A 21,120-nucleotide genomic window follows, 5' to 3' on the forward strand; every position below is an offset into this window, starting at 1 on the left:
AAAAAAAGTCGAGGTGGCTCATTATGAAGAGAAACTGCTGGCTCGCCGTTTTCTTCCTTCCCCTTTTGATTTTCAGCGGCTGCACGTTTGGAAACGATCATGAAGCGAACGAGTCCAATCGTTCACTCGTGCGCGTCAAAAATACAGTCGATGAACGCATCGAGAATAAATCCGGGCAAGAGATCGCCCGCCGGCTTGCAGAAATCGCCGACCGTGTTCCAAACGTTCACAATGCCGCCGCGCTCGTCGTCGGCAAATATGCCATCGTCGGCATTGACGTCGGCGCCAATATGGATGCCTCGCGCGTCGGCACCATCAAATATTCCGTCGCCGAAGCATTGCAAAAAGATCCGTACGGCGCGAACGCTATTATTGTCGCTGACCCAGATCTTTACACCCGCGTGCGCAACATCGGCCGGCAAATCGATGAGGGGAGGCCGGTGCAAGCGTTCATGAACGAAATCGCCGACATCGTCGGACGAGTGATGCCGGAAGTGCCGAGCGACTTGTTTGAAACGACGCCGAAGCCGACCGAAGAAAATGACGGACAGCTGAACGAACGGGAGGAGCGGCAACTGAACGAACAGCAAAACAAGCAATCGAATGAACATTTAAATCGATAAACGGTTTCTGTGTGGGTTATAATGGAACAGAAAGCGCGGCTCATTTCCGAGGAAAGCGGGAGTGAAATGCATTTGAATCAACAAACGATGGCGGGAAATGTGGTATAATGGGAACGAAAGAACACTCTACCATTTCGCGTTTGGATGTATTGAGGTGAACAATGAGAGTCAAATGCGTGCTTTGCGACCAAATCGATACGATCGACGATGAATCGCCGCTCGCCAAGCGGCTGCGCAACCGCCCGATCCACACGTACATGTGCCGCGAATGCCACGACCGCATCGCCGAAAAAACGAAACAGCGGCTGGCAACAGGAAAGTTCCGCTTCTATCGCGGCCGCCGCGCAGACGATGATTGGTGATCCTGCAAAAAAAAAACGGTGCGGAAGAGCGATCGCTTTTCCGCGCCTTTTTGGTTGTCATCATCCATACTTTTCCGGTTCGGCTTCGATCTGCCGCCACATCGCCTCAGCCAGCTCAAGCGGGAAACACGCCGCCTTTGTTTCCCCGCCGCGCACATATTCGACGATGTATTGCCCATTCGTTTCATCTTTGACGGCGTCTACGGCCGTCACACCAAAGTCGTTTTCCAAGATGGCGCGGAAAAACGAGGCCGTATCGCGCGCCGCCGCATCGTGCGGACGGGCTTTGGCGACGATGTGGATCGTCAGCCAGTTATAAAGGGCATCCTGCACGGATTTCATGACTTTTCTCCCTCTTTCGCCTGCTTCAGGCGCACTTTATAAATGATTAATACGAGGGCGGCGACGGCCAATCCTTCTGCCACCGGCAAAAAGACGGCAAAAAAGGTCAAAACCGTGCAGCCAAGCGCCAGCAAGACGTAAATGATGACGTTTTTCAACAGCGGCAGGCGGCGGGCAAAACCGAGTCGATACACAAGCGCGGCAAGCAACAACACTGTCACATACAATAGCCACATACCTCGCTCGGGATTATCGTGCACCTTATAAAGCGAGGCGAAAAACGTGAGCCGTTCGAGCACATTCACATCATTCCCCTCCCGTTCATCCTAATAGCGCCCTTCTCCAAGGCGTTTTCGATTGTTCGCAAACTAAAGACGCGCGCATGGCGCTTCCGGCTATTTCGCCTGCTCAACCGCTTTCTTTTTCTTCTCCGCCTTTTCACGCTCGCTTTTATTCAAGATTTTTTTGCGCAACCGGATCGAGGCTGGCGTCACTTCACAATATTCATCATCATTCAAATACTCGAGCGCTTCTTCAAGCGTCAACAGACGCGGCTTTTTCATCGTCGCCGTCTGTTCTTTCGTCGATGAACGCATGTTGGTGACATGTTTTTCGCGGCAAATGTTGACGACCAGGTCGTTTTCGCGGTTATGCTCGCCGACGATCATCCCTTCGTACACTTCAGTGCCCGGCTCAACAAAAATGGCGCCGCGATCCTCAAGTTGCATAATGCTGTAAGCCGTCGCCTTTCCGGTTTCCATCGAGACGAGCACCCCTTGGCGGCGGCCGCCGATTGCGCCAGGCTGCACGGGGGCATAATGGTCAAACGAATGGTTTAAAATTCCATATCCGCGCGTCAACGACATAAATTCACTCCGATAGCCGATCAAGCCACGCGACGGCACAAGGAAGACGAGACGCACTTGCCCGTTGTCGCCGTGCACCATATCGACGAGCTCGCCCTTGCGGCTGCCGAGCGACTCCATGATCGCTCCCGTATATTCCTCCGGGATGTCCATGACGACCCGCTCGATCGGCTCGCACGTGACACCGTCAATCTCTTTTAGAATGACTTCCGGCTTCGATACTTGCAGTTCGTATCCTTCGCGGCGCATGCTTTCAATCAAAATCGCCAAATGAAGCTCCCCGCGGCCGGAGACAATCCACGCATCCGGCGACTCGGTCGGCTCAACGCGCAGACTGACATCCGTCTCCAGCTGGGTGCGAAGCCGCTCCTCCAGCTTTCTCGCCGTCACGTATTTGCCTTCGCGCCCCGCAAACGGGCTGTTGTTGACGAGAAACGTCATTTTGAGCGTCGGCTCATCGATGCGAAGCGGCGGCAGCGGCTCTTGATGATCGGGCGGGCAAACCGTTTCACCGACATTGATGTCCTCCATCCCGGCGACCGCGACGATGTCGCCAGCGTGCGCTTCTTCAATCTCAATCCGCTTCAACCCAATAAAACCAAACAGCTTCGTGACACGAAACATCTTGACGGCACCGTCGCGCTTTAAAAGAGCGACTTGCTGGCCTGTTTTCATCGTGCCGCGGAAAATGCGGCCGATGCCGATGCGTCCGACATATTCATTATAGTCGAGCAACGCCACTTGAAACTGCAACGGTTCGTTGCGGTTGTCCGCCGGCGCCGGAATATGCTCGATGATCGTCTCAAACAAGGCGGTCATGTCACCGTCCTGGCGATCCGGATCGAGGCTTGCCGTCCCGCGCAGCGCCGATGTGTACACGACTGGAAACTCGAGCTGCTCCTCAGAAGCACCAAGTTCGATAAACAGGTCGAGCACCTCATCAACGACTTCCGCCGGCCGAGCAAATTCGCGGTCGATTTTGTTGACGACGACGATCGGCACAAGCTGCTGCTCAAGCGCCTTTTTCAGCACAAACCGCGTCTGCGGCATGCAGCCTTCATACGCATCGACGACAAGCAAGACGCCGTCGACAAGGCGCATGATCCGCTCCACTTCCCCCCGAAATCAGCGTGTCCCGGCGTATCCAAAATGTTGATGCGCGTTCCTTTATACAAGACAGCCGTGTTTTTGGCCAAAATCGTAATGCCGCGCTCCCGCTCCAAATCGTTGCGGTCAAGCGCCCGCTCCGCGACTTGTTCGTTTTCGCGGAACGTCCCTGACTGCCGAAGCAGCTGATCAACGAGCGTCGTTTTCCCATGGTCGACGTGAGCGATGATCGCGATATTGCGGAGATCGATTCGTTTGTTCGTCAATGTCGGTCACTCCTGTTCGGCAAACTGCTTGTCTATTATATCACAACCGATAGAAAATCGGCATGTTTTCCTGTACACTAGAAAAAGACGCCCACTTTGCCAGAAAGGAGTCAACCCAGTCAACTACCCCCACTTCGCGAACGCTTGAAGTGGGGGCTTGCCACTCCCCAGAAGTGCAAACGGACTTCGTCCTCCTTCCTTGACTTGGGGTTGCATCAGGGGGCAGGTTGACGACTGCCCAACGACGCAGGTCATGCCTGCATCGTTGCCGATTCTCTCGGTGTGTCTGTTGGCAGTACTTGGCTTCCACACACAACAGACGGACCTACGCTCGATGTTTGACGGTTGCAACGTTTCCTGCAACCAACTCCATACATCGAGTAGCAGCTATTGGAGTGCCTTTATTGAACGGTTTTCTCCACGCCTTTATTCTATCATATAGAAAAGAAAGGGGGAACGCGCATTCCTCTCCCACTTACTCCCTTTGGTCGTTGAAGTGGGAGTCTCCTGCGCGAAATAGGATGAAACGGATCGAGCCTGTACCGCTGTTGCTCGCCATTCTTGCCGTCGCCGCCATCATGGCGATCGGCGTCTTCATCGCCGAGCAAAGTTTGATCGGCATCGCCGCTTCCACGGTCATCTTGATCGCCGCCATGGGCGCCGGGTTCGCCCATAAAAAACGGACGCGTTGAAAAACGGGACAAGCTGGATGCTTGTCCCGTTTTCGCGATTTCGCGCCTCATCAATCGTGAAGATAGCGCCGCAAAATTTCTTCGTGCACCCCAGGTTTCGCAGCAAGCACCGAATTGCGGCCAAGCAGATCCAGCGGCTTCCCGTCAAGGGTCGTCACCATTCCGCCCGCTTCTTCAATCAAAATCATCCCGCCGGCGAAATCCCACGGCGACAGGCGCGGCGAAATGTAGGCGTCCAAACGGCCGGCGGCAACATACGCGAGCTCAAGCGCCGCTGAACCATACGAGCGCGTGCCGCGCGCCTCTTTCGCCAGCCTCATGAGCGGGCGATGGTCGAGGCGCTTGTTTTCCATGAGCCATGTCCCGTTGATGGCAATGATCGACTCCGTCACTGGCGCGGGCTGCAGGAGGCCAAGCGGCTCCCCGTTCAAAAACACCCCTCGCCCTTTTTGCGCCGCATACAGTTCGTCAAACACGACGTCATACACGTAGCCGAGCTGTCCGATGCCATCTTCAAAAATGCCGATCGATACAGCAAAATGGCGCCGCTGATGAACGAAATTCATCGTGCCGTCGATCGGGTCAATCACCCAAACAACGCCGTCCAAGGCATCGATCCGGTCGCCAAATCCTTCTTCCCCCAACAGGCGGTGGCTAGGGAACTGGCGGCGGATGTGCTCGGCGAAAAATTGCTCAATGGCGCGGTCAACGTTCGTCACTAAGTCGTTCGGGTTCTCTTTCGCTTCCACCGTCAGCTGTTTTGCAAACGAGGCGCGGATGCGCTTTCCTGCTTCGTCGATCCATTGCCGGGCGTATCGGTCGATTTCTTCCCATTTTTCTGCCATATTGATTCCTCCTGCCTTCGGTTATGTATAGATCGCAACCGGAACGGGGGCGGACACCGCTCAAGAAAAAAACGAACCGGAAAGATGGTTCGCCTTGAATCAGAATCATACTTGAAGGCGCATCAGTTCTTGGCGCAGCTTTTCAAGCCGCCGTTTGCACTCTTTTTTCTTTTCTTCATCGTTTTCCATCATGGCCTCGTACAGCGTCGCTAATTCGTAATCGAGTTCGAGCCGCAACACCGCCATGCGTTTGTCTCCATCTGGTCGCTTCAGCGAATTGGCGGTTTTTTTCATATTCATCCGCACCCCTTTCCCTATCATCCGCTAAACTTCCGGCGCCCGTCACGAATGTGCTGCTTCATTTTGTTTTATATTATATTATGTGGAAAAAGGGGTGTATGCAACTAATTTGTGCGTTTACCTACCGCGCTTCCGTTGTGGCTCGAATTATACCACAGCGATAATCCAAGGGGAACTATGACCATCAATGATTTCTTGTGTTGACCAGTCGTAGGAAAATGGATAGGAATAACCCATTGTTCCACCTCCACCGTTAGTTTGCCCAACGGCGCCGAATTTGTTCCGCCTCTTCAATCATGCGGGCAAACAACTCAGCGACGGACGGAACGTCGTGAATGAGCCCGATCGCCTGCCCGGCCCAAGCGAATCCTTCGTCCACCTTTCCTTCGTAAATGAAGCGCCGGTTCGCTTCTCCGCTAATATATTCTTTTAAATCATCATACGTACCGCCTTGGCGCTCGATTTCCAATATTTTTTCCGCCCAGGCGTTGGCCAGCACCCGCCCTGGCGCCCCGAGCGACCGTTTAATGATGACCGTATCGTTTTCGGTGGCGTTGAGAATCATTTCTTTATATGCGGGATGAGCATGAACGCATTCTTTCGTGGCGATAAACCGCGTTCCCATCTCAATCCCTTCCGCTCCAAGCGCCAATGCCGCCATCAACCCGCGTCCATCGGCGATGCCGCCCGAGGCGATGACCGGAATCGATACGGAGTCAACGACTTTCGGAATAAGGACGAACGTGCCAGTATCGTATTTGCCGAGATGCCCGCCCCCTTCCTGACCGACGACCATCACCGCATCAGCACCGAGCTCCTCTGCTTTCACTGCCTGGCGGACGGCGGCAACGAGCACGAGCTTTTTCACGTTCGTTCCTTTCAATTGTTCAAAAAACGGCGCTGGATTGCCGCCGGTGACCGAAACGACCGGCACCCCCTCATCAAGCGCTGCTTCAAGCATATGAGCAAACGGGCGGCCGTGCTGGCCAATGGCGAAATTGACGCCGAACGGCCGATCGGTTTTTTCCTTCACCTTGCGGATTTCCTCGCGCAGTTGCTCCGGTCCATCGAGCGACATCGCCGTAATTTGTCCGAGCCCACCGGCGTTCGAGACCGCTGCGGCCAAATCAGCGTACGCCAAGTAAGCGAGTCCCCCTTGAATGATCGGATATGTAATGCCGAGCAGCTCTGTCACCCTCGTTCTCCATTTCATTTCGATAACGCCCCCTTTTTGTTTTGTCTTTCTTTTATTTCTCTCTTGAACCGCTGTTTTCCTTTTTCAGCGTCCATTCATTTCTTCTTTGCAAACGGAAAAATCCATGCTATAATGCACTTGTTTTATCCTCGAGATAAAGAGGTGTGAAAAACCATTGTCGCAACTCGAGACACCATTGTTTACCGGTTTGTTGGAGCATATGAAAAAAAATCCGGTTCAATTTCACATTCCCGGCCATAAAAAAGGGGCCGGCATGGATCCGGAGTTTCGCGCTTTCATCGGAGACAACGCCTTGGCGATTGATTTAATCAACATCAGCCCGCTCGATGACTTGCACCATCCAAAAGGGATGATCAAACGGGCGCAGGAGCTCGCTGCCGAAGCGTTCGGCGCCGATTATACGTTTTTTTCCGTGCAAGGAACGAGCGGCGCCATCATGACGATGGTCATGTCGGTCGCCGGGCCGGGCGATAAAATCATCGTGCCGCGCAACGTCCATAAATCGGTCATGTCGGCCATTGTCTTTTCTGGAGCGACGCCCATTTTCATTCATCCCGAAATCGACAAAGAGCTTGGCATTTCCCATGGCATTACGCCGCAAGCAGTGGAAAAAGCGCTCCGCCAGCACCCGGACGCCAAAGGGGTGCTCGTCATCAACCCGACGTACTTTGGCATTGCCGGCGATTTGAAAAAAATCGTCGATATCGCCCACTCGTACAACGTTCCGGTGCTTGTCGACGAAGCGCACGGCGTGCACATTCATTTTCATGAGGACTTGCCGCTCTCAGCGATGCAAGCGGGCGCCGATATGGCGGCGACAAGCGTCCATAAGCTCGGCGGATCGCTGACGCAAAGCTCGATTTTGAATGTGCGCGAAGGACTCGTCTCCGCGAAACACGTGCAGGCGATTTTAAGCATGCTGACGACGACTTCAACGTCGTACTTGTTGCTCGCTTCGCTTGATGTCGCCCGCAAACAGTTGGCGACGAAAGGGCGTGAACTCATCGACAAAGCCATTCGACTCGCCGACTGGACGCGCCGGCAAATCAACGAGATTCCATATTTGTACTGCGTCGGCGAAGAGATTTTAGGCACGGAAGCAACGTACGACTACGATCCGACAAAGCTCATCATTTCGGTTAAAGAGCTCGGGCTGACCGGCCATGACGTCGAACGGTGGCTGCGCGAAACGTACAACATTGAAGTCGAGCTTTCCGATTTATACAACATTTTGTGCATCATCACCCCGGGCGATACCGAACGGGAGGCGAGCCTGCTCGTTGAAGCGCTCCGCCGCTTGTCGAAGCAGTTCAGCCATCAGGCAGAGAAAGGGATCAAGCCGAAAGTGCTCCTTCCGGACATCCCGGCGCTCGCCTTGACGCCGCGCGATGCGTTTTACGCCGAAACGGAAGTCGTGCCGTTTCACGAATCGGCCGGCCGAATCATCGCCGAATTTGTGATGGTGTATCCGCCTGGCATTCCAATTTTTATTCCAGGCGAAATCATCACGGAAGAAAACTTGAAGTATATTGAGACGAACTTGGCTGCCGGCCTCCCTGTCCAAGGGCCGGAAGACGACACGCTGCAGACGTTGCGTGTCATTAAGGAATATAAACCGATCCGCTGACCGCACAAGCCGGTTTGCCTGGCTTGTGCTTGTTTGCCAAAAATAAACGGCGCGCATGTGACTTGTCGACATGCGCGCCTCTATCCGTTCCTTTCCCCCATCGGTTTGACCGTTTTATTCTTTTTCTCCGCCCTCATTGTCATGCTCGCAGCAATCACATTTCCCATAAAGCGTTGTCACTTTTTCATCTTCGAAATACGCAATCGTCGCATCACACGTTTGACATACGATCGTGCCCATCCCCAAAACCCCTTTGTGATGATAAATTCGCTTGTTGATTTCATAATAATATATCACATTTCAATTGTCAATCCTAATTTGTATATCACATTTAATAAAAAAGAACTTTTTTGAAAACGCCCTTTTTCCATTTATTGTCCGCCAACATATGGTACAATAAGGATAAAGACGCAATGGAAATGGTGGGAGGGGAAGGAATGATGAACACCGATCTAAAGCTGCCTGCGGGGAAAACGATGACCATCGAGGACGTCAAACAGCTGCTCGAGCGCTACCAGATGGCGCTCAAAAAGACAGGGGAACAGCTTGGTTGGGCGTACGAACAGGCCGCCTTCCCGTATACGGTCCGCATACACGAATCCGTTCTCTACTTGCAAGGCGACGGCCGCTTGTACAAAGGGATGGCGATTTCCGTGCGAACAGCTGGAGAAGAGACATTCATTGACATCGCACTGCCGCCGGGGGCGACGCATGGGGATAAAGGGAAGGCCAATGAATTCAGCAAATGGCTGGCGAAAACGCTCGGCGGTGAACTGCACTTGTTCAGCGGCCGGACAATGGTGTTTGGCAGCGCGTAAACAGCGGGCATTCGACCGCTGTTTTTTATTGAACGGCCTGCCAAATGACATGCTGACCGGCAAAGTACACCGCCGCCGTCCCAATCGTCGTCAGCGCCGCCTTGCGCGTCGCCAAGCCGAGCTGGCGGGCCAGCAAAAACGCGATGTACATAAAGATGCACAGCATCAGCCCGCGGAAAAACAGGCGGTCTCTTCCTGACAGCCACTCGATCAATGAGAAACTGCTCCAAATCATCATCTGCATCAAAAATGCAACGTAAGCTTTCATTTCAACTCCATCTCCCGCTTGTTCTTTACCATAACGATATGAAGCGAGAGCGGAAAATAGTATGGGAAATTGGACAAGAAATGGACCAGGCCGCTCCTTCGGACAAAAGACTGTCGACCGGGCGCAGCAACAGGCGAACATACAGCTGTCGCCGCAGATTCATTTCTTTTCTGCCAATCATCTTGCTTCTGGATGATGTTCCCTGCTTATTGCACCGCAGGAAAAAGGTGCCCCGCTGTGTTTGGGGCACCTTCGTTTTCCGTTACTTCGCAATGATATGAATCGGCGTGCCAAGCGCCACTTCCGCCGCTTCCATGGCGATTTCGCCAAGCGTCGGGTGGGCATGAATCGTCAACGCGATATCTTCCGCCGTCATGCCGGCTTCAATGGCCAGCCCAAGCTCGGCGATCATATCCGAGGCGTTCGGGCCGATGATTTGCGCTCCAATCACAACGCCGTCTTCTTTGCGGACGACAAGCTTCAGGAAACCGTCCGTATCGTTGAGTGACAGAGCGCGGCCGTTGGCGGCAAACGGGAATTTCGCCGTAATGACGTCGATGCCTTCCTCTTTCGCCTGTTGTTCAAAGTAGCCGACCGAGGCGCATTCCGGATCGGAGAAGACCACAGCCGGAATGGCGATGTAATCCACTACCGACGGATGGCCGGCGATGGCTTCCGCCGCCACTTTCCCTTCATACGACGCTTTATGAGCAAGCGCCGGGCCTGGAACGATGTCGCCGATGGCGAAAATGTTCGGCACGCTTGTCCGGCATTGTTGGTCCACTTCAATCAAGCCGCGGTTCGTCATTTTGATGCCGATTTGTTCAAGACCAAGTTCATCTGTATTCGGTCGGCGGCCGACCGTCACCAACACATAGTCGGCGTCGATCGTTTTCGTTTCGCCGTTCGCCTCATACGTGACCGTCACGCCGTCTGCACGCTCTTCGGCTCCTTTTGCGAGCGCATTCGTCACAACTTCGACCCCTTTGTTCTTCAGACGGCGCTTAATGATGGACACCATTTGCTTTTCAAAGCCGGATAAAATCTCACCGGCCCCTTCAAGAATCGTCACTTTCGCACCAAAATTGGCGTAAGCCGTACCGAGTTCGATGCCGATGTAGCCGCCGCCGATGACAACGAGCGATTTCGGGATTTCCCCGAGGTTGAGCGCACCGGTCGAGTCGAGAATGCGGCCGGAAAACTTGAAGTTCGGCAGCTCGATCGGACGCGAACCGGTGGCCAGAATCGCGTTTTTAAACGTATACGTCTGCGCGCTATCGCCGTTGACCACGCGCACCGTATTGGCGTCGACGAAGTACGCTTCCCCCTTGACGATGTCGACTTTGTTGCCTTTGAGAAGTCCTTCGACGCCGCCCGTCAATTTTTTGACGATGCTCGCTTTCCATTCTTGCACTTTCGAGAAATCAACCGTGACGTTTTCCGCCTTGATGCCCATCTCTTCGGAATGCTTCGCCTGCTCGTAGCGATGGCTTGCCGAGATAAGCGCCTTGGACGGGATGCAACCGACGTTTAAGCAGACGCCGCCCAAATTTCCTTTTTCCACAATCGTCACTTTTTGGCCGAGCTGTGCGGCGCGGATGGCGGCGACATAGCCGCCAGGGCCGGCGCCAACGACGAGCGTTTCTGTTTCAATTGCAAAATCGCCAACTACCATCGTTTTACGCCTCCATTAATAATAATTCTGGATCGCTTAACAGCTGCTTGATATGGTTGAGCGCTTTTTGCGCCGTCGCTCCGTCGATCATCCGATGGTCAAAGCTCAACGAGAGCGCCAAGACCGGAGCAGCGACAATTTCACCGTCGCGGACGATCGGTTTTTCGGCAATGCGGCCGATGCCAAGAATCGCCACTTCCGGATGGTTGATGACCGGCGTAAACCATTGCCCGCCGGCTGAGCCGATGTTCGTGATCGTGCACGATGCGCCTTTCATTTCGTTTGGCATCAGTTTGCCTTCGCGCGCTTTTTCAGCGAGTTCGTTGATTTCCTTCGCCAGCGCGAAAATCGGCTTCCGGTCGGCATGTTTAATGACCGGCACGAGCAACCCTCGATCCGTATCAGCGGCGATGCCGATGTTGTAGTAATGCTTATGAATAATTTCCTCCGTCGCATCGTCGATCGACGTATTCAGCACCGGATATTCACGCAGCGCGGAAACAAGCGCTTTGACGACATACGGCAAGAACGTCAGCTTGATGCCTTTTTCCGCGGCAATGGCCTTGAATTTTTTTCGGTGAGCAACAAGCTTCGTCACATCGGCTTCGTCCATCAGCGTCACGTGCGGGGCCGTATGTTTCGAATGCACCATGGCCTTGGCGATCGCCCGACGGATGCCGCTCATTTTCTCGCGCGTTTCCGGGAATTCGCCTTCCGGCACAACCGGTTTCGCCGCTGGCGCTTGCGGCGCTGCCTTCTCTTCCGCCGCTTGCGGCGTCGGCTCAGCCGCGGCTTTCGCGCCGCCGGCGAGGAAGGCATCAATATCTTCTTTCAAAATGCGGCCGTTTTTCCCCGTGCCTTGGACGAGGCGGATATCGACGCCTTTTTCACGCGCATATTTGCGCACAGACGGCATCGCGATGACGCGGCGGTTCGGGTCGGCTTCCGCTTCGGCCGCCGGTGCGCTCGGAGCAGCGGTCTCAACCATTTCCTTTTTCGACACCGTTTCCGCTTTTTCCTCTTTTTTCACTTCTTCGTGTTCTTGTCCTTTAAACGTCATGTTTTCATAGCCCGGCGCATCGAGCGTAATGAGCGTTTGCCCGACCGTCGCCACCGTTCCTTCCGGGACGAGAATCTCAAGCACTTTCCCCTTGACAGGAGATGGGATCTCGACGACCGCTTTGTCGTTTTGCACTTCGCACAACACGTCGTCTTCGTTCACTTCATCGCCCGGCTTGACGAACCATTTGACGATCTCGCCTTCGTGAATGCCTTCGCCAATGTCCGGCAGCTTAAATTCAAATGCCACTGTAGGTCGACCTCCTATCGTTTGCCGAAAATGAGCGGGGGAAGGCGCTTCGCTCCCCCGGACTTGTCCACATTAGAAGTTGATCACTTTTTTCGCCGTCTCGATCACGTCTTTAAAGTTCGGCAGCCACACCGATTCTGCTTGAGCGAACGGATAGACGGTATCCGGCGCGGCGACGCGCAATACAGGCGCCTCAAGGCTTAAAATCGCGCGCTCGTTAATTTCAGCAACGACGTTGGCGGCGATGCCGGCTTGCCGTTGTGCTTCTTGAACGACGATGGCGCGGCCCGTTTTTTCGACCGAACCAATGATCGTCTCAATATCGAGCGGCTGCACGGTGCGCAAGTCGACGACTTCGGCAGAAATGCCTTCTTTCTCTAATTCTGCCGCCGCCTTTAACGATTCATGCACCATGGCCCCGTACGCGATAATCGTAATGTCTTTCCCTTCACGCTTAATGTCTGCTTTGCCGATCGGAATTGTGTACTCTCCTTCGGGCACCTCTTGTCGGAACGAACGGTACAGTTTCAAATGCTCAAGGAAAATAACCGGGTCGTTGTCGCGGATCGCCGAGATGAGCAATCCTTTCGCATCATACGGCGTCGACGGGATGACGACTTTCAAGCCCGGCTGTTGGGCGACGAGTCCTTCTAAGCTGTCTGAGTGCAATTCTGGCGTATGGACGCCGCCGCCAAACGGCGAACGAATCGTAATCGGAACATGGTAGCGGCCGCCAGTGCGGTAGCGGATGCGCGCCATTTGTCCGCAAATCGCATCCATCGCCTCATAGACGAACCCGAAAAACTGAATTTCCGGCACTGGGCGAAACCCTTGCAAGGCCAAGCCGATCGCCAAACCGCCGATCCCCGATTCGGCCAGCGGCGTATCAAACACACGTTCTTCGCCAAACTCAGCTTGCAGCCCTTCGGTCACCCGGAATACGCCGCCGTTGACCCCAACGTCTTCGCCAAACACCAGCACGTTCGGATCGTTTCTCATCTCGATGCGCAGCGCATCGGTGATCGCTTGAACCATTGTCATTTGCGCCATGGCTTACTTCGACTCCTTCTCTTTATAAATTTCATACTGCTCTTTTAAGTTCGCCGGCAGCTCTTCGAACATGATGCTGATTAAGTCGGTCACTTTTTGTTTCGGCGTTTCGTCCGCTTTTTTGATCGCTTCCTTGATGTCCTCTTTCGCCTGCTCGATGACGCGGTTTTCTTCCTCTTCGCTCCATAAACCTTTCGCTTCTAAAAACTTGCGGAAGCGGACAAGCGGGTCTTTTTTCGCCCATTCGTTTTCGAGTTCTTTCGAACGATAGCGCGTCGGATCGTCGCCGGACATCGTGTGCGGACCGTAGCGGAAGCAAAGCGTTTCGATGAGCGTCGGCCCTTCGCCGTTAATGGCGCGTTCGCGGGCTGCTTTCACCGCGGCGTAGACCGCAAGCGGATCCATGCCGTCGACTTGAATGCCCGGAATGCCGGCAGCGACCGCTTTTTGCGCCAATGTTTTGGCGATCGTTTGCTTCTCCACTGGCGTCGAGATGGCAAAGCGGTTGTTTTGCACAACAAAGATGGCCGGTGCCTTAAACGCCCCCGCGAAGTTGATCCCTTCATAAAAGTCGCCTTGCGATGTGCCCCCATCGCCGGTATATGTAATGGCCACCGCCTTTTTGCCCCGCATTTTCAAGCCGAGCGCCACGCCGGCCGCTTGAATGTATTGGGCGCCGATGATGATTTGCGGCGGCAAGACGTTGACGCCTTCAGGAATTTGGTTGCCATGAAAGTGGCCGCGCGAGAACAAAAACGCTTGATAAAGCGGAAGCCCGTGCCAAATGATTTGCGGAACGTCGCGATATCCCGGCAAAATGAAATCTTCTTTCTCAAGCGCAAAATGGCTGGCGATTTGGCTCGCTTCTTGCCCGGCGGTCGGCGCGTAAAACCCGAGTCGGCCTTGGCGGTTCAACGAAATGGAGCGCTGGTCGAGTATGCGCGTATACACCATGCGGCGCATCAGCTCTTTCAGCTGCTCATCGCTTAACTCCGGCATCGCCTCTTCGTTGACGATTTCGCCTTCTTCATTCAAAATTTGAAACGTCGGGAACTGCTCGGCTACTTTCTCGAGCTGCTCCGCAAATCGAAACTGGGAGGTTTTCACACCCATGTTATTCACCTCTGCCTTTCATTAGAAATTTTAGAAATGAGAATACATTCGCCCATATACTATTAATGTACCCAAAATGAAAGAGAAATAAAAAACGGCCGCCATCCGGCGCCAACACAAGCAACAAAGGCGCCGAAATCTGTTTCACTATTTTTCAAGACTGAATTAGTACAATATGCATTTGCAAGTTTTAGTTTACACGTTCTTGGATCAACCGTCAACGACTTTGATTTCTCATGTTTTTTCGCTTTATTTTTTGGGTGAAATTGGAATTGGCAATATTCCGCCCACAAACTGTTATATTACATTCCTCACCATCTGTATGAGTTCTGTATTATATTTTCACAAAATATAAAACACACAGTGGCTTGACAAGATAATGAAAACGTTTTCTCGAATTTGTCTTATTGTTTTCCTTATACTCGAATAATATATTCGTGCGGTTGCGTTTTTATTTACGATCGATGCTCATTTTGTTAGACTAAACGATAGACAGCGATGCCAAACGTAGGGAGTGAACGAAGCGAATGATCACGATGAAGGACATCATCAAAGAGGGGCACCCGACATTGCGGAAAATCGCCGAACCCGTTCCGTTGCCGCCTTCAGAGGAAGATAAGCGCATTTTGCAAAGCTTGCTTGACTACGTGAAAATGAGCCAAGACCCGGAGCTGGCAGCTAAATACGGCCTGCGGCCCGGCATTGGCCTTGCCGCCCCGCAAATCAACGTCTCAAAGCGGATGATCGCCGTCCATATCACCGATGAAAACGGGACGCTGTACAGCTACGCCTTGTTCAATCCGAAAATCGTCAGCCATTCCGTCCAGCAATGTTACTTGACGACCGGGGAAGGCTGCCTGTCGGTCGACCGCGACGTGCCAGGGTATGTGCCGCGCTATGCCCGCATCACGGTCACTGGGACGACGATCGACGGCGAAGAAGTCACACTGCGCTTGAAAGGGCTGCCGGCCATCGTCTTCCAACATGAAATCGATCATTTAAACGGCATTATGTTCTATGACCGCATCAACCCCGATGACCCGTTTCAAGTGCCGGACGGGGCGATTCCAATCGGGCGCTAAAAAGCCCGCTGTCAATGGCGAGCGGCCTCGCCGAAAAGGCCAAGGCCGCTTTTTATCGGATGAGCTGCAGCTGTTTCAATCCGTACCAAATGCCTTCCTTATCGACCGGTTTCGTAACGAAGTCGGCGACCCTTTTCACTTCCTCATGGGCGTTGCCCATCGCCACCCCGGTTCCGACGAACGAGAGCATTTCAATGTCATTCAATCCGTCGCCGAACGCGTACACATCCTTCTTATCGATCCCGAGCTTTTCGATCATCATGCGGATGCCTTCCGCCTTCGAGCCCCCTGCCGGCAGCACATCCGTCGAGACGTCATGCCAACGGACGAAGCGAAATTCGGGATAGTTGCGCACATACGGTTCTTCTTCCTCGGCGCGGCAAAACAGAAGCGCTTGATAAATGTCTTTGTTCTCATAATAAAGAGGATCGACAGGCGGGTGGGCGAATTTTAGACTCGCCATGCTGACGTGGATGTGCGGATGGTCGCCGATGCTCGCTCTCATTTTCTCCGCATCCATAAAGACGAGCGGATGGCCGTTTTTGTGGGCTTCCTCTGTCAGCGCCCTGACTTTCTCGCGCCGGAGCGGCTGCTTGTATAACACGTTCCCTTCAAAAACGACGTACTGACCGTTGAAGCTGACGAACGAATCGATGCCAAGCTGTTTGCGCACATGCTCAAACATAAACGGAGCGCGTCCGGTGGCGATGGCGACATAAACGCCCGACTGCTTCAGGCGGCGAACCGCTTCGATCGTTGACAGCGGCAGCTGCTTTTGCTCATCAAGAAGCGTGCCGTCGATGTCGAAAAAGACGATTTTTCTGCCCACGTTCACTTCCCCTTGTTAAAAAATTGTTCATTGTCTACCGTACTGAAAAACGCCCGGAATGTCAACCAAGAGGCACGATCTGTTCCATTTTTACCCATGAAAAACAAACCTCCGCCTACATATCATATATAATAGAACATTTACTTTCGCCGCAAAATGAGTACAATAAAAGGTAAGGAGTGATGAAACATGTTGAAAAAGCTGAAAAAAAAGCTGCTTCAACAGTGGAAAGACCTGCTCCGGAAAAAATTGATCGCCTGACCGTTACAACAACAGCCCTTCCATTCGAAGGGCTTCTTTCCCACTTTGGCGAATAAAGCGGGCAACATTCGTCAAAGATGATGCATATCGTCGGCACATCTCACGCCTGTTTTTTGCTTTTGGCAACAAAATACATGAAAAGAAAGTTACATTCTTATATAATAGATAGAGCAACCATTGTACGATAAGGAGAGATTTCACGATGATTTTCAAAGTGTTTTACCAAGAAAACGCAGACGAGGCGCCCGTGAGAGAAAAAACGAAAACACTCTACATCGAAGCAGAATCAGAGCGGGATGTACGCCGAAAACTCGAAGGCCGTCCGATCAATATTGAGTATATTCAGCCGTTAGAGGGAGCGCATCTAGAATACGAAAAGAAAAGCCCGAACTTTCAAGTATTGGAGATTTCATCATGAAGCTGTTGACAGATCAGCAAGTTGGCGTTTTTGCCCTCGGCGGACTGGGTGAAATTGGAAAAAATACATACGGCGTACAATTCCAAGACGAAATCATTGTCATTGACGCAGGCATTAAGTTTCCGGAAGATGAGCTGCTCGGGATCGACTATGTCATTCCAGACTACTCCTATTTAGTGAAGCACGCGGACAAAGTGAAAGGACTGTTCATCACCCACGGGCACGAAGACCATATCGGCGGCATTCCGTATTTGCTCCGGCAGGTGAACATCCCGATTTACGGCGGCAAATTAGCGCTTGGGCTGATTCGCAATAAGCTTGAGGAACATGGATTGTTGCGCCAAGCGAAACTCATTGAGATTCGCGAAGACGATGTCATCCGCTTTCAAAAAACGGCCGTCACCTTTTTCCGGACGACACACAGCATTCCGGACAGCTACGGTATTGTTGTGAAAACGCCAGTCGGGCAAATCGTTCACACTGGGGATTTTAAATTCGACTTTACGCCGGTCGGCGAGCCGGCCAATTTGACAAAAATGGCCGAAATTGGGAAAGAAGGAGTTCTTTGCCTGCTGTCGGACAGCACGAACAGCGAGATCCCGCATTTTACGATGTCGGAGCGGCGCGTCGGTGAAAGCATTCACGACATTTTCCGCAAGGTGGAAGGACGCATCATTTTCGCCACATTTGCATCAAACATCCACCGTCTCCAACAGGTGACGGAAGCAGCCGTCGCCAACAACCGAAAAATCGCTGTCTTCGGTCGAAGCATGGAAGCGGCGATTGAGATCGGACAAGACCTCGGCTATATCAAATGTCCGAAAGGCACGTTCGTCGACGCGAACGAAATCAACCGCCTGCCGGCCAACCGGGTGACGATTTTATGCACCGGCAGCCAAGGGGAGCCGATGGCCGCCTTGTCGCGCATCGCCAACGGCACGCACCGGCAAATTCAAATCATCCCAGGCGACACGGTCGTCTTTTCCTCATCGCCGATTCCGGGCAACACGGTGAGCGTCAACCGGACAATCAACATGCTGTACCGCGCCGGCGCAGAAGTCATCCATGGCCCGCTCAACGACATCCATACGTCCGGCCACGGTGGGCAGGAAGAACAAAAATTGATGATCCGGCTGATGAAGCCGAAATATTTCATGCCGATCCACGGCGAATACCGCATGCAAAAAATGCACGCCAAGCTCGCCATCGACTGCGGCGTGCCGGAGGAAAACTGCTTTATTATGGACAACGGCGAAGTGCTTGGCATCAGCGACAAAGAAGCGCGCATCGTCGGCAAGATCCCGTCCGGCTCCGTCTACATCGACGGCAGCGGTGTCGGCGACATCGGCAACATCGTCTTGCGCGACCGCCGCATTTTGTCTGAGGAAGGGCTCGTGATTGTCGTCGTCAGCATCAACATGAAAGAGTTCAAAATCGCCGCCGGCCCGGACATTATTTCTCGCGGCTTCGTCTATATGCGTGAGTCCGGTGACTTAATCAGCGAAGCGCAAGTGTTGATCTCCAAGCATCTCGAAAAAGTGCTGGAACGGAAAACGAACCAATGGTCGGAGATCAAAAACGAAATTACGGAAACGCTCGCTCCGTTCTTGTACGAGCGGACGAAACGGCGGCCAATGATTTTGCCGATCATCATGGAAATCTAAAGAAAAAAGGGCGTCCTTGTAAAAGGATGCCCTTTTTCCGTCATCATCATGCACAGGCCGCCTGCCAGCCGTCAACCGACCACTTTTTCCTCAAACCGGTCAATGTCGCTGTCAGCGCCGATGACGACCAACACGTCGCCTTTGCGGATGATTTCCGAGGCGAGCGGGGAGACGATGACGCTTGTTCCACGCTTGATGGCGACGATGTTGATGCCATAGCGGGCGCGGATGTCAAGCTCCAAAAGCGAATGGCCGTCAAGCCGCTCGCTTGCCACGATTTCGACAATGCTGTATTTGTCCGACAGCTCCAGATAATCTAGGACGTTGTTGGAAATCAAGTTGTGGGCGATCCGCTCGCCCATGTCCCGTTCTGGATGCACGATTTGGTCAGCGCCGATTTTTTTCAGCACTTTCTCATGGTAATCGTTCGTTGCCTTGACCGTAATATGGTTGACGCCGAGCTCTTTTAAAATCAGGGTCGTCAAAATGCTCGCCTGGATGTTGTCGCCGATCGCGACAATGACATGGTCGAAGTTGCGGATGCCTAAACTTTTCAGCACGTTTTCATCGGTCGTGTCGCCGACGACGGCGTGCGAAGCGATCGACGCAAATTCGTTTACCCGGTCTTCATCAATATCGATGGCCAATACTTCCATCCCTTGTTCGCTCAGCGTCCGGCAGATGCTGCCGCCAAAGCGCCCGAGGCCGATGACGGCAAACTGTTTCTTTTTCATTGACACTCCTCCATCGTTGATCAAGCATTGTTTCTCCCCTTATTTTAGCAAAAAAGAAAAAGGAACGAAAACGTTCTTCGTTCCTTTTCCACCATTCCTTTACGCTATGCGATTTTGCCATTTCGCCCAAAAGCGGGCTGCCAGCGCACACAGCCCGAACGTTCGTCATCAGCGAAGTTTTTCTTCGACTTTTTGGCAAATCTCTTCTGCGGTGAGCCCGCTCGCTTCAATGACCGGACCGGACGTCACGATGTTGTGAATGCCGGCGATATTGGCGTCCAGGCCGGTAATGACGCAGCAGTCGCAGCCTCTTGCGTCTTGCTCCCCTCGGAGCGGCACAACGTCATATCCTCGCTCTTTCAACGCTTCCTGTACGTCCGTCAACGATGGCTCAACACCAATTTTCGCCATCACAATCCACCTCCTCACACTCATTAATGTGTGTTGCTAGAGGCGGAACTATACTTCATTCTGCGTTTCCTTTCCATGAAAAATAGTCGATTAAAAACGCGATGGCGCGGTCGATCGCTTCCTCGTTCGGAGCCAGTTTTGCATGGTGCAGCCCATATGGTGAGGCGACGCCAAGCCAAAACATAAAACCCGGGATGTCCGCCAGCATATAGCCGAAATCTTCGCCAGTCATCGCTTCTTTGCAACGGATCACATTCACGCCGCCGTGCGCCTTGGCAAACTTCATAAATTCCGCTGTCAGATCCGGATCATTATACACTTCATGGTACATGGCACCGTAATCGATGGATGCTTCACATTCGTATGCGACTTCAATGCCATGCACGATCGCTTCAATCCGCCGCTTCACCTTCTGCATCGCTGCAGTCGACAGCGTCCGAATCGTTCCTTCGAGCCGGGCGTGCTCCGCAATGACGTTCTGCACCGTCCCGCCGGCAATTTTTCCGATCGTAATGACCGCGCTGTCGAGCGGATCGACGTTGCGGGCGACGATCGACTGCAGCTGCGTCACCAATGCGCAGGCGGCGACGACCATGTCATTCGCTAAATGCGGAAACGCCGCGTGGCCACCTTTCCCCTTCAGATCGATAAACAGCTCCGACGTATTGGCAAACAGCAACCCTTCTTTCGTTGCAATCGTGCCGACGGGATATTCCGGCGCAATATGCAAGGCGACGATGATATCCGGCTTCCATTCCCGCATGATGTCGCTTTCTAACATCGGCTTTGCTCCGCCCGGTCCTTCCTCGGCCGGCTGGAATACAAACAGCAAATCGTCTTTCAGTGGATGATGAGCAAAATGAGTGAGCACACCAAGAGCGATGCTCATATGCACATCGTGGCCGCACGCGTGCATGCGCCCTTCATGTTTCGACCGATACGGCAAGCCGGTCTCCTCGCGAATCGGCAGCCCGTCCATATCGGCGCGGTAGCCGATCGTTTTGCGCGGCGATGTTCCGTTGACTTTGACGAAAATCCCCGTTTTCCACGTCCGGACTTGAAGCCGCTCTTGCGGCAGGGACTGGATATAGCGAAGCAAATATTGCTGCGTCTTAAACTCCTGAAACCCAAGCTCCGGAATTTGATGCAAGTCGCGGCGAATGGCGACAAATGGGCTGATTGCAGACATCGTCTCTCCTCCATGGGCAAAAAAGCTGTCCTCGTGTGAAGGGACAGCTTTTA

24 protein-coding genes and 1 pseudogene are annotated in these 21,120 nt (G+C 53.2%); 9 read left to right on the forward strand and 16 right to left on the reverse strand.

All coding sequences use genetic code 11. The annotated features are described in order from the left end of the window. The first annotated feature begins 23 nt into the window (after positions 1 to 23). Positions 24 to 623 carry a YhcN/YlaJ family sporulation lipoprotein gene (locus tag ACVX3G_RS15000; RefSeq protein WP_011230574.1) on the forward strand — a complete coding sequence of 200 codons (600 nt, stop codon included), beginning with the start codon at positions 24 to 26 and terminating at the stop codon, positions 621 to 623. Positions 624 to 784: 161 nt separating this feature from the next. After that, positions 785 to 985, forward strand: a complete 201-nt coding sequence (locus tag ACVX3G_RS15005; protein ID WP_011230573.1) for a YlaI family protein — start codon at positions 785 to 787, stop codon at positions 983 to 985. A gap of 60 nt (positions 986 to 1,045) precedes the next feature. Here ACVX3G_RS15005 and ACVX3G_RS15010 read toward each other — a convergent pair whose 3' ends face one another. From ACVX3G_RS15010 to typA, 3 genes and pseudogenes are all read right to left on the reverse strand, one after another. After that, the gene (locus ACVX3G_RS15010; RefSeq protein ID WP_011230572.1) at positions 1,046 to 1,327 is read right to left on the reverse strand and encodes a hypothetical protein; all 282 of its coding nucleotides are present in this window, start codon (positions 1,325 to 1,327) and stop codon (positions 1,046 to 1,048) included. Then, the gene (locus tag ACVX3G_RS15015; protein WP_014195349.1) at positions 1,324 to 1,632 is read right to left on the reverse strand and encodes a YlaH-like family protein; all 309 of its coding nucleotides are present in this window, start codon (positions 1,630 to 1,632) and stop codon (positions 1,324 to 1,326) included. Before ACVX3G_RS15015 ends, ACVX3G_RS15010 begins: the two co-directional genes overlap by 4 nt. Before the next feature lie 189 nt (positions 1,633 to 1,821). Continuing rightward, positions 1,822 to 3,566: pseudogene (gene typA / locus ACVX3G_RS15020) on the reverse strand (translational GTPase TypA); the annotation flags it as partial. Positions 3,567 to 4,087: 521 nt separating this feature from the next. Between typA and ACVX3G_RS15025 the strand changes: the two are divergent. Then, on the forward strand, positions 4,088 to 4,258 hold the full coding sequence (locus tag ACVX3G_RS15025; RefSeq protein ID WP_014195347.1) for a DUF5325 family protein: 171 nt from the start codon (positions 4,088 to 4,090) through the stop codon (positions 4,256 to 4,258). Positions 4,259 to 4,308: 50 nt separating this feature from the next. On the opposite strand, the gene ACVX3G_RS15030 is transcribed toward ACVX3G_RS15025, so the two are convergent. From ACVX3G_RS15030 to ACVX3G_RS15040, 3 genes are all read right to left on the reverse strand, one after another. Continuing rightward, a complete protein-coding gene (locus ACVX3G_RS15030; protein WP_011230568.1) occupies positions 4,309 to 5,103 on the reverse strand; it encodes an inositol monophosphatase family protein in 795 nt (264 codons plus the stop codon). A 105-nt stretch (positions 5,104 to 5,208) separates the two neighbouring features. Next, positions 5,209 to 5,397, reverse strand: coding sequence for a hypothetical protein (locus tag ACVX3G_RS15035; protein WP_011230567.1), 189 nt, complete (start codon positions 5,395 to 5,397; stop codon positions 5,209 to 5,211). 259 nt (positions 5,398 to 5,656) lie between these two features. Next, complete coding sequence (locus ACVX3G_RS15040) at positions 5,657 to 6,616, reverse strand: NAD(P)H-dependent flavin oxidoreductase (protein ID WP_011230566.1); 960 nt, start codon at positions 6,614 to 6,616, stop codon at positions 5,657 to 5,659. Positions 6,617 to 6,773: 157 nt separating this feature from the next. Between ACVX3G_RS15040 and ACVX3G_RS15045 the strand changes: the two genes are divergently transcribed. Continuing rightward, on the forward strand, positions 6,774 to 8,246 hold the full coding sequence (locus tag ACVX3G_RS15045) for an aminotransferase class I/II-fold pyridoxal phosphate-dependent enzyme (RefSeq protein ID WP_011230565.1): 1,473 nt from the start codon (positions 6,774 to 6,776) through the stop codon (positions 8,244 to 8,246). 114 nt (positions 8,247 to 8,360) lie between these two features. Here ACVX3G_RS15045 and ACVX3G_RS15050 read toward each other — a convergent pair whose 3' ends face one another. Continuing rightward, on the reverse strand, positions 8,361 to 8,486 hold the full coding sequence (locus tag ACVX3G_RS15050; protein ID WP_011230564.1) for a GapA-binding peptide SR1P: 126 nt from the start codon (positions 8,484 to 8,486) through the stop codon (positions 8,361 to 8,363). Positions 8,487 to 8,683: 197 nt separating this feature from the next. Here ACVX3G_RS15050 and ACVX3G_RS15055 point away from each other — a divergent pair, with 197 nt between their 5' ends. After that, a complete protein-coding gene (locus tag ACVX3G_RS15055; protein ID WP_013145895.1) occupies positions 8,684 to 9,064 on the forward strand; it encodes a DUF1885 family protein in 381 nt (126 codons plus the stop codon). Between the two features lie 25 nt (positions 9,065 to 9,089). On the opposite strand, the gene ACVX3G_RS15060 is transcribed toward ACVX3G_RS15055, so the two are convergent. From ACVX3G_RS15060 to pdhA, 5 genes are all read right to left on the reverse strand, one after another. Next, on the reverse strand, positions 9,090 to 9,332 hold the full coding sequence (locus tag ACVX3G_RS15060; RefSeq protein ID WP_011230562.1) for a hypothetical protein: 243 nt from the start codon (positions 9,330 to 9,332) through the stop codon (positions 9,090 to 9,092). 262 nt (positions 9,333 to 9,594) lie between these two features. Then, positions 9,595 to 11,007, reverse strand: a complete 1,413-nt coding sequence (lpdA, locus tag ACVX3G_RS15065) for a dihydrolipoyl dehydrogenase (RefSeq protein ID WP_011230561.1) — start codon at positions 11,005 to 11,007, stop codon at positions 9,595 to 9,597. Positions 11,008 to 11,011: 4 nt separating this feature from the next. Next, positions 11,012 to 12,316: a dihydrolipoamide acetyltransferase family protein gene (locus tag ACVX3G_RS15070; RefSeq protein WP_013145897.1), complete on the reverse strand. Its 1,305-nt coding sequence runs from the start codon at positions 12,314 to 12,316 to the stop codon at positions 11,012 to 11,014. Positions 12,317 to 12,388: 72 nt separating this feature from the next. Next, a complete protein-coding gene (gene pdhB, locus ACVX3G_RS15075) occupies positions 12,389 to 13,366 on the reverse strand; it encodes a pyruvate dehydrogenase complex E1 component subunit beta (protein WP_011230559.1) in 978 nt (325 codons plus the stop codon). 3 nt (positions 13,367 to 13,369) lie between these two features. After that, complete coding sequence (gene pdhA / locus ACVX3G_RS15080; RefSeq protein ID WP_014195342.1) at positions 13,370 to 14,479, reverse strand: pyruvate dehydrogenase (acetyl-transferring) E1 component subunit alpha; 1,110 nt, start codon at positions 14,477 to 14,479, stop codon at positions 13,370 to 13,372. A gap of 527 nt (positions 14,480 to 15,006) precedes the next feature. Here pdhA and def point away from each other — a divergent pair. Continuing rightward, positions 15,007 to 15,561, forward strand: a complete 555-nt coding sequence (def, locus tag ACVX3G_RS15085) for a peptide deformylase (RefSeq protein ID WP_014195340.1) — start codon at positions 15,007 to 15,009, stop codon at positions 15,559 to 15,561. 52 nt (positions 15,562 to 15,613) lie between these two features. On the opposite strand, the gene ACVX3G_RS15090 is transcribed toward def, so the two are convergent. After that, complete coding sequence (locus ACVX3G_RS15090; RefSeq protein ID WP_020278630.1) at positions 15,614 to 16,396, reverse strand: Cof-type HAD-IIB family hydrolase; 783 nt, start codon at positions 16,394 to 16,396, stop codon at positions 15,614 to 15,616. Positions 16,397 to 16,572: 176 nt separating this feature from the next. Here ACVX3G_RS15090 and ACVX3G_RS15095 point away from each other — a divergent pair, with 176 nt between their 5' ends. The 3 genes from ACVX3G_RS15095 (at position 16,573) to rnjA (ending at position 18,733) form a co-directional block, all read left to right on the forward strand. Continuing rightward, positions 16,573 to 16,707, forward strand: coding sequence for a hypothetical protein (locus tag ACVX3G_RS15095; RefSeq protein WP_014195339.1), 135 nt, complete (start codon positions 16,573 to 16,575; stop codon positions 16,705 to 16,707). A 146-nt stretch (positions 16,708 to 16,853) separates the two neighbouring features. Continuing rightward, positions 16,854 to 17,069 carry a DNA-dependent RNA polymerase subunit epsilon gene (locus ACVX3G_RS15100; protein WP_011230554.1) on the forward strand — a complete coding sequence of 72 codons (216 nt, stop codon included), beginning with the start codon at positions 16,854 to 16,856 and terminating at the stop codon, positions 17,067 to 17,069. Then, positions 17,066 to 18,733: a ribonuclease J1 gene (rnjA, locus tag ACVX3G_RS15105; RefSeq protein ID WP_011230553.1), complete on the forward strand. Its 1,668-nt coding sequence runs from the start codon at positions 17,066 to 17,068 to the stop codon at positions 18,731 to 18,733. Before ACVX3G_RS15100 ends, rnjA begins: the two co-directional genes overlap by 4 nt. 71 nt (positions 18,734 to 18,804) lie before the next feature. Here rnjA and ACVX3G_RS15110 read toward each other — a convergent pair whose 3' ends face one another. The 3 genes from ACVX3G_RS15110 to ACVX3G_RS15120 all read right to left on the reverse strand — a co-directional run bounded on the left by ACVX3G_RS15110 (position 18,805) and on the right by ACVX3G_RS15120 (position 21,067). After that, entirely contained in the window at positions 18,805 to 19,467 is a 663-nt protein-coding gene (locus ACVX3G_RS15110) for a potassium channel family protein (RefSeq protein WP_011230552.1), read from the reverse strand. A gap of 168 nt (positions 19,468 to 19,635) precedes the next feature. Next, positions 19,636 to 19,878: a YkuS family protein gene (locus tag ACVX3G_RS15115; protein WP_011230551.1), complete on the reverse strand. Its 243-nt coding sequence runs from the start codon at positions 19,876 to 19,878 to the stop codon at positions 19,636 to 19,638. 55 nt (positions 19,879 to 19,933) lie between these two features. Continuing rightward, positions 19,934 to 21,067, reverse strand: coding sequence for an N-acetyldiaminopimelate deacetylase (locus ACVX3G_RS15120; protein ID WP_011230550.1), 1,134 nt, complete (start codon positions 21,065 to 21,067; stop codon positions 19,934 to 19,936). Between the last annotated feature and the right edge of the window lie 53 nt (positions 21,068 to 21,120).

The organism is Geobacillus sp. PLS 41, assembly GCF_056494105.1.

Coding starts and splice junctions, on each gene's coding strand:
- ACVX3G_RS15000 (WP_011230574.1), top strand. CDS start 24: ATGAAGAGAAACTGCTGGCTCGCCGTTTTCTTCCTTCCCCTTTTGATT.
- ACVX3G_RS15055 (WP_013145895.1), top strand. CDS start 8,684: ATGATGAACACCGATCTAAAGCTGCCTGCGGGGAAAACGATGACCATC.
- ACVX3G_RS15120 (WP_011230550.1), bottom strand. CDS start 21,067: ATGTCTGCAATCAGCCCATTTGTCGCCATTCGCCGCGACTTGCATCAA.
- ACVX3G_RS15110 (WP_011230552.1), bottom strand. CDS start 19,467: ATGAAAAAGAAACAGTTTGCCGTCATCGGCCTCGGGCGCTTTGGCGGC.
- ACVX3G_RS15060 (WP_011230562.1), bottom strand. CDS start 9,332: ATGAAAGCTTACGTTGCATTTTTGATGCAGATGATGATTTGGAGCAGT.
- def (WP_014195340.1), top strand. CDS start 15,007: ATGATCACGATGAAGGACATCATCAAAGAGGGGCACCCGACATTGCGG.
- ACVX3G_RS15035 (WP_011230567.1), bottom strand. CDS start 5,397: ATGAAAAAAACCGCCAATTCGCTGAAGCGACCAGATGGAGACAAACGC.
- ACVX3G_RS15050 (WP_011230564.1), bottom strand. CDS start 8,486: ATGGGCACGATCGTATGTCAAACGTGTGATGCGACGATTGCGTATTTC.
- ACVX3G_RS15040 (WP_011230566.1), bottom strand. CDS start 6,616: ATGAAATGGAGAACGAGGGTGACAGAGCTGCTCGGCATTACATATCCG.
- ACVX3G_RS15095 (WP_014195339.1), top strand. CDS start 16,573: ATGAAACATGTTGAAAAAGCTGAAAAAAAAGCTGCTTCAACAGTGGAA.
- ACVX3G_RS15100 (WP_011230554.1), top strand. CDS start 16,854: ATGATTTTCAAAGTGTTTTACCAAGAAAACGCAGACGAGGCGCCCGTG.
- ACVX3G_RS15010 (WP_011230572.1), bottom strand. CDS start 1,327: ATGAAATCCGTGCAGGATGCCCTTTATAACTGGCTGACGATCCACATC.
- rnjA (WP_011230553.1), top strand. CDS start 17,066: ATGAAGCTGTTGACAGATCAGCAAGTTGGCGTTTTTGCCCTCGGCGGA.
- lpdA (WP_011230561.1), bottom strand. CDS start 11,007: ATGGTAGTTGGCGATTTTGCAATTGAAACAGAAACGCTCGTCGTTGGC.
- ACVX3G_RS15025 (WP_014195347.1), top strand. CDS start 4,088: ATGAAACGGATCGAGCCTGTACCGCTGTTGCTCGCCATTCTTGCCGTC.
- pdhB (WP_011230559.1), bottom strand. CDS start 13,366: ATGGCGCAAATGACAATGGTTCAAGCGATCACCGATGCGCTGCGCATC.
- pdhA (WP_014195342.1), bottom strand. CDS start 14,479: ATGGGTGTGAAAACCTCCCAGTTTCGATTTGCGGAGCAGCTCGAGAAA.
- ACVX3G_RS15005 (WP_011230573.1), top strand. CDS start 785: ATGAGAGTCAAATGCGTGCTTTGCGACCAAATCGATACGATCGACGAT.
- ACVX3G_RS15115 (WP_011230551.1), bottom strand. CDS start 19,878: ATGGCGAAAATTGGTGTTGAGCCATCGTTGACGGACGTACAGGAAGCG.
- ACVX3G_RS15030 (WP_011230568.1), bottom strand. CDS start 5,103: ATGGCAGAAAAATGGGAAGAAATCGACCGATACGCCCGGCAATGGATC.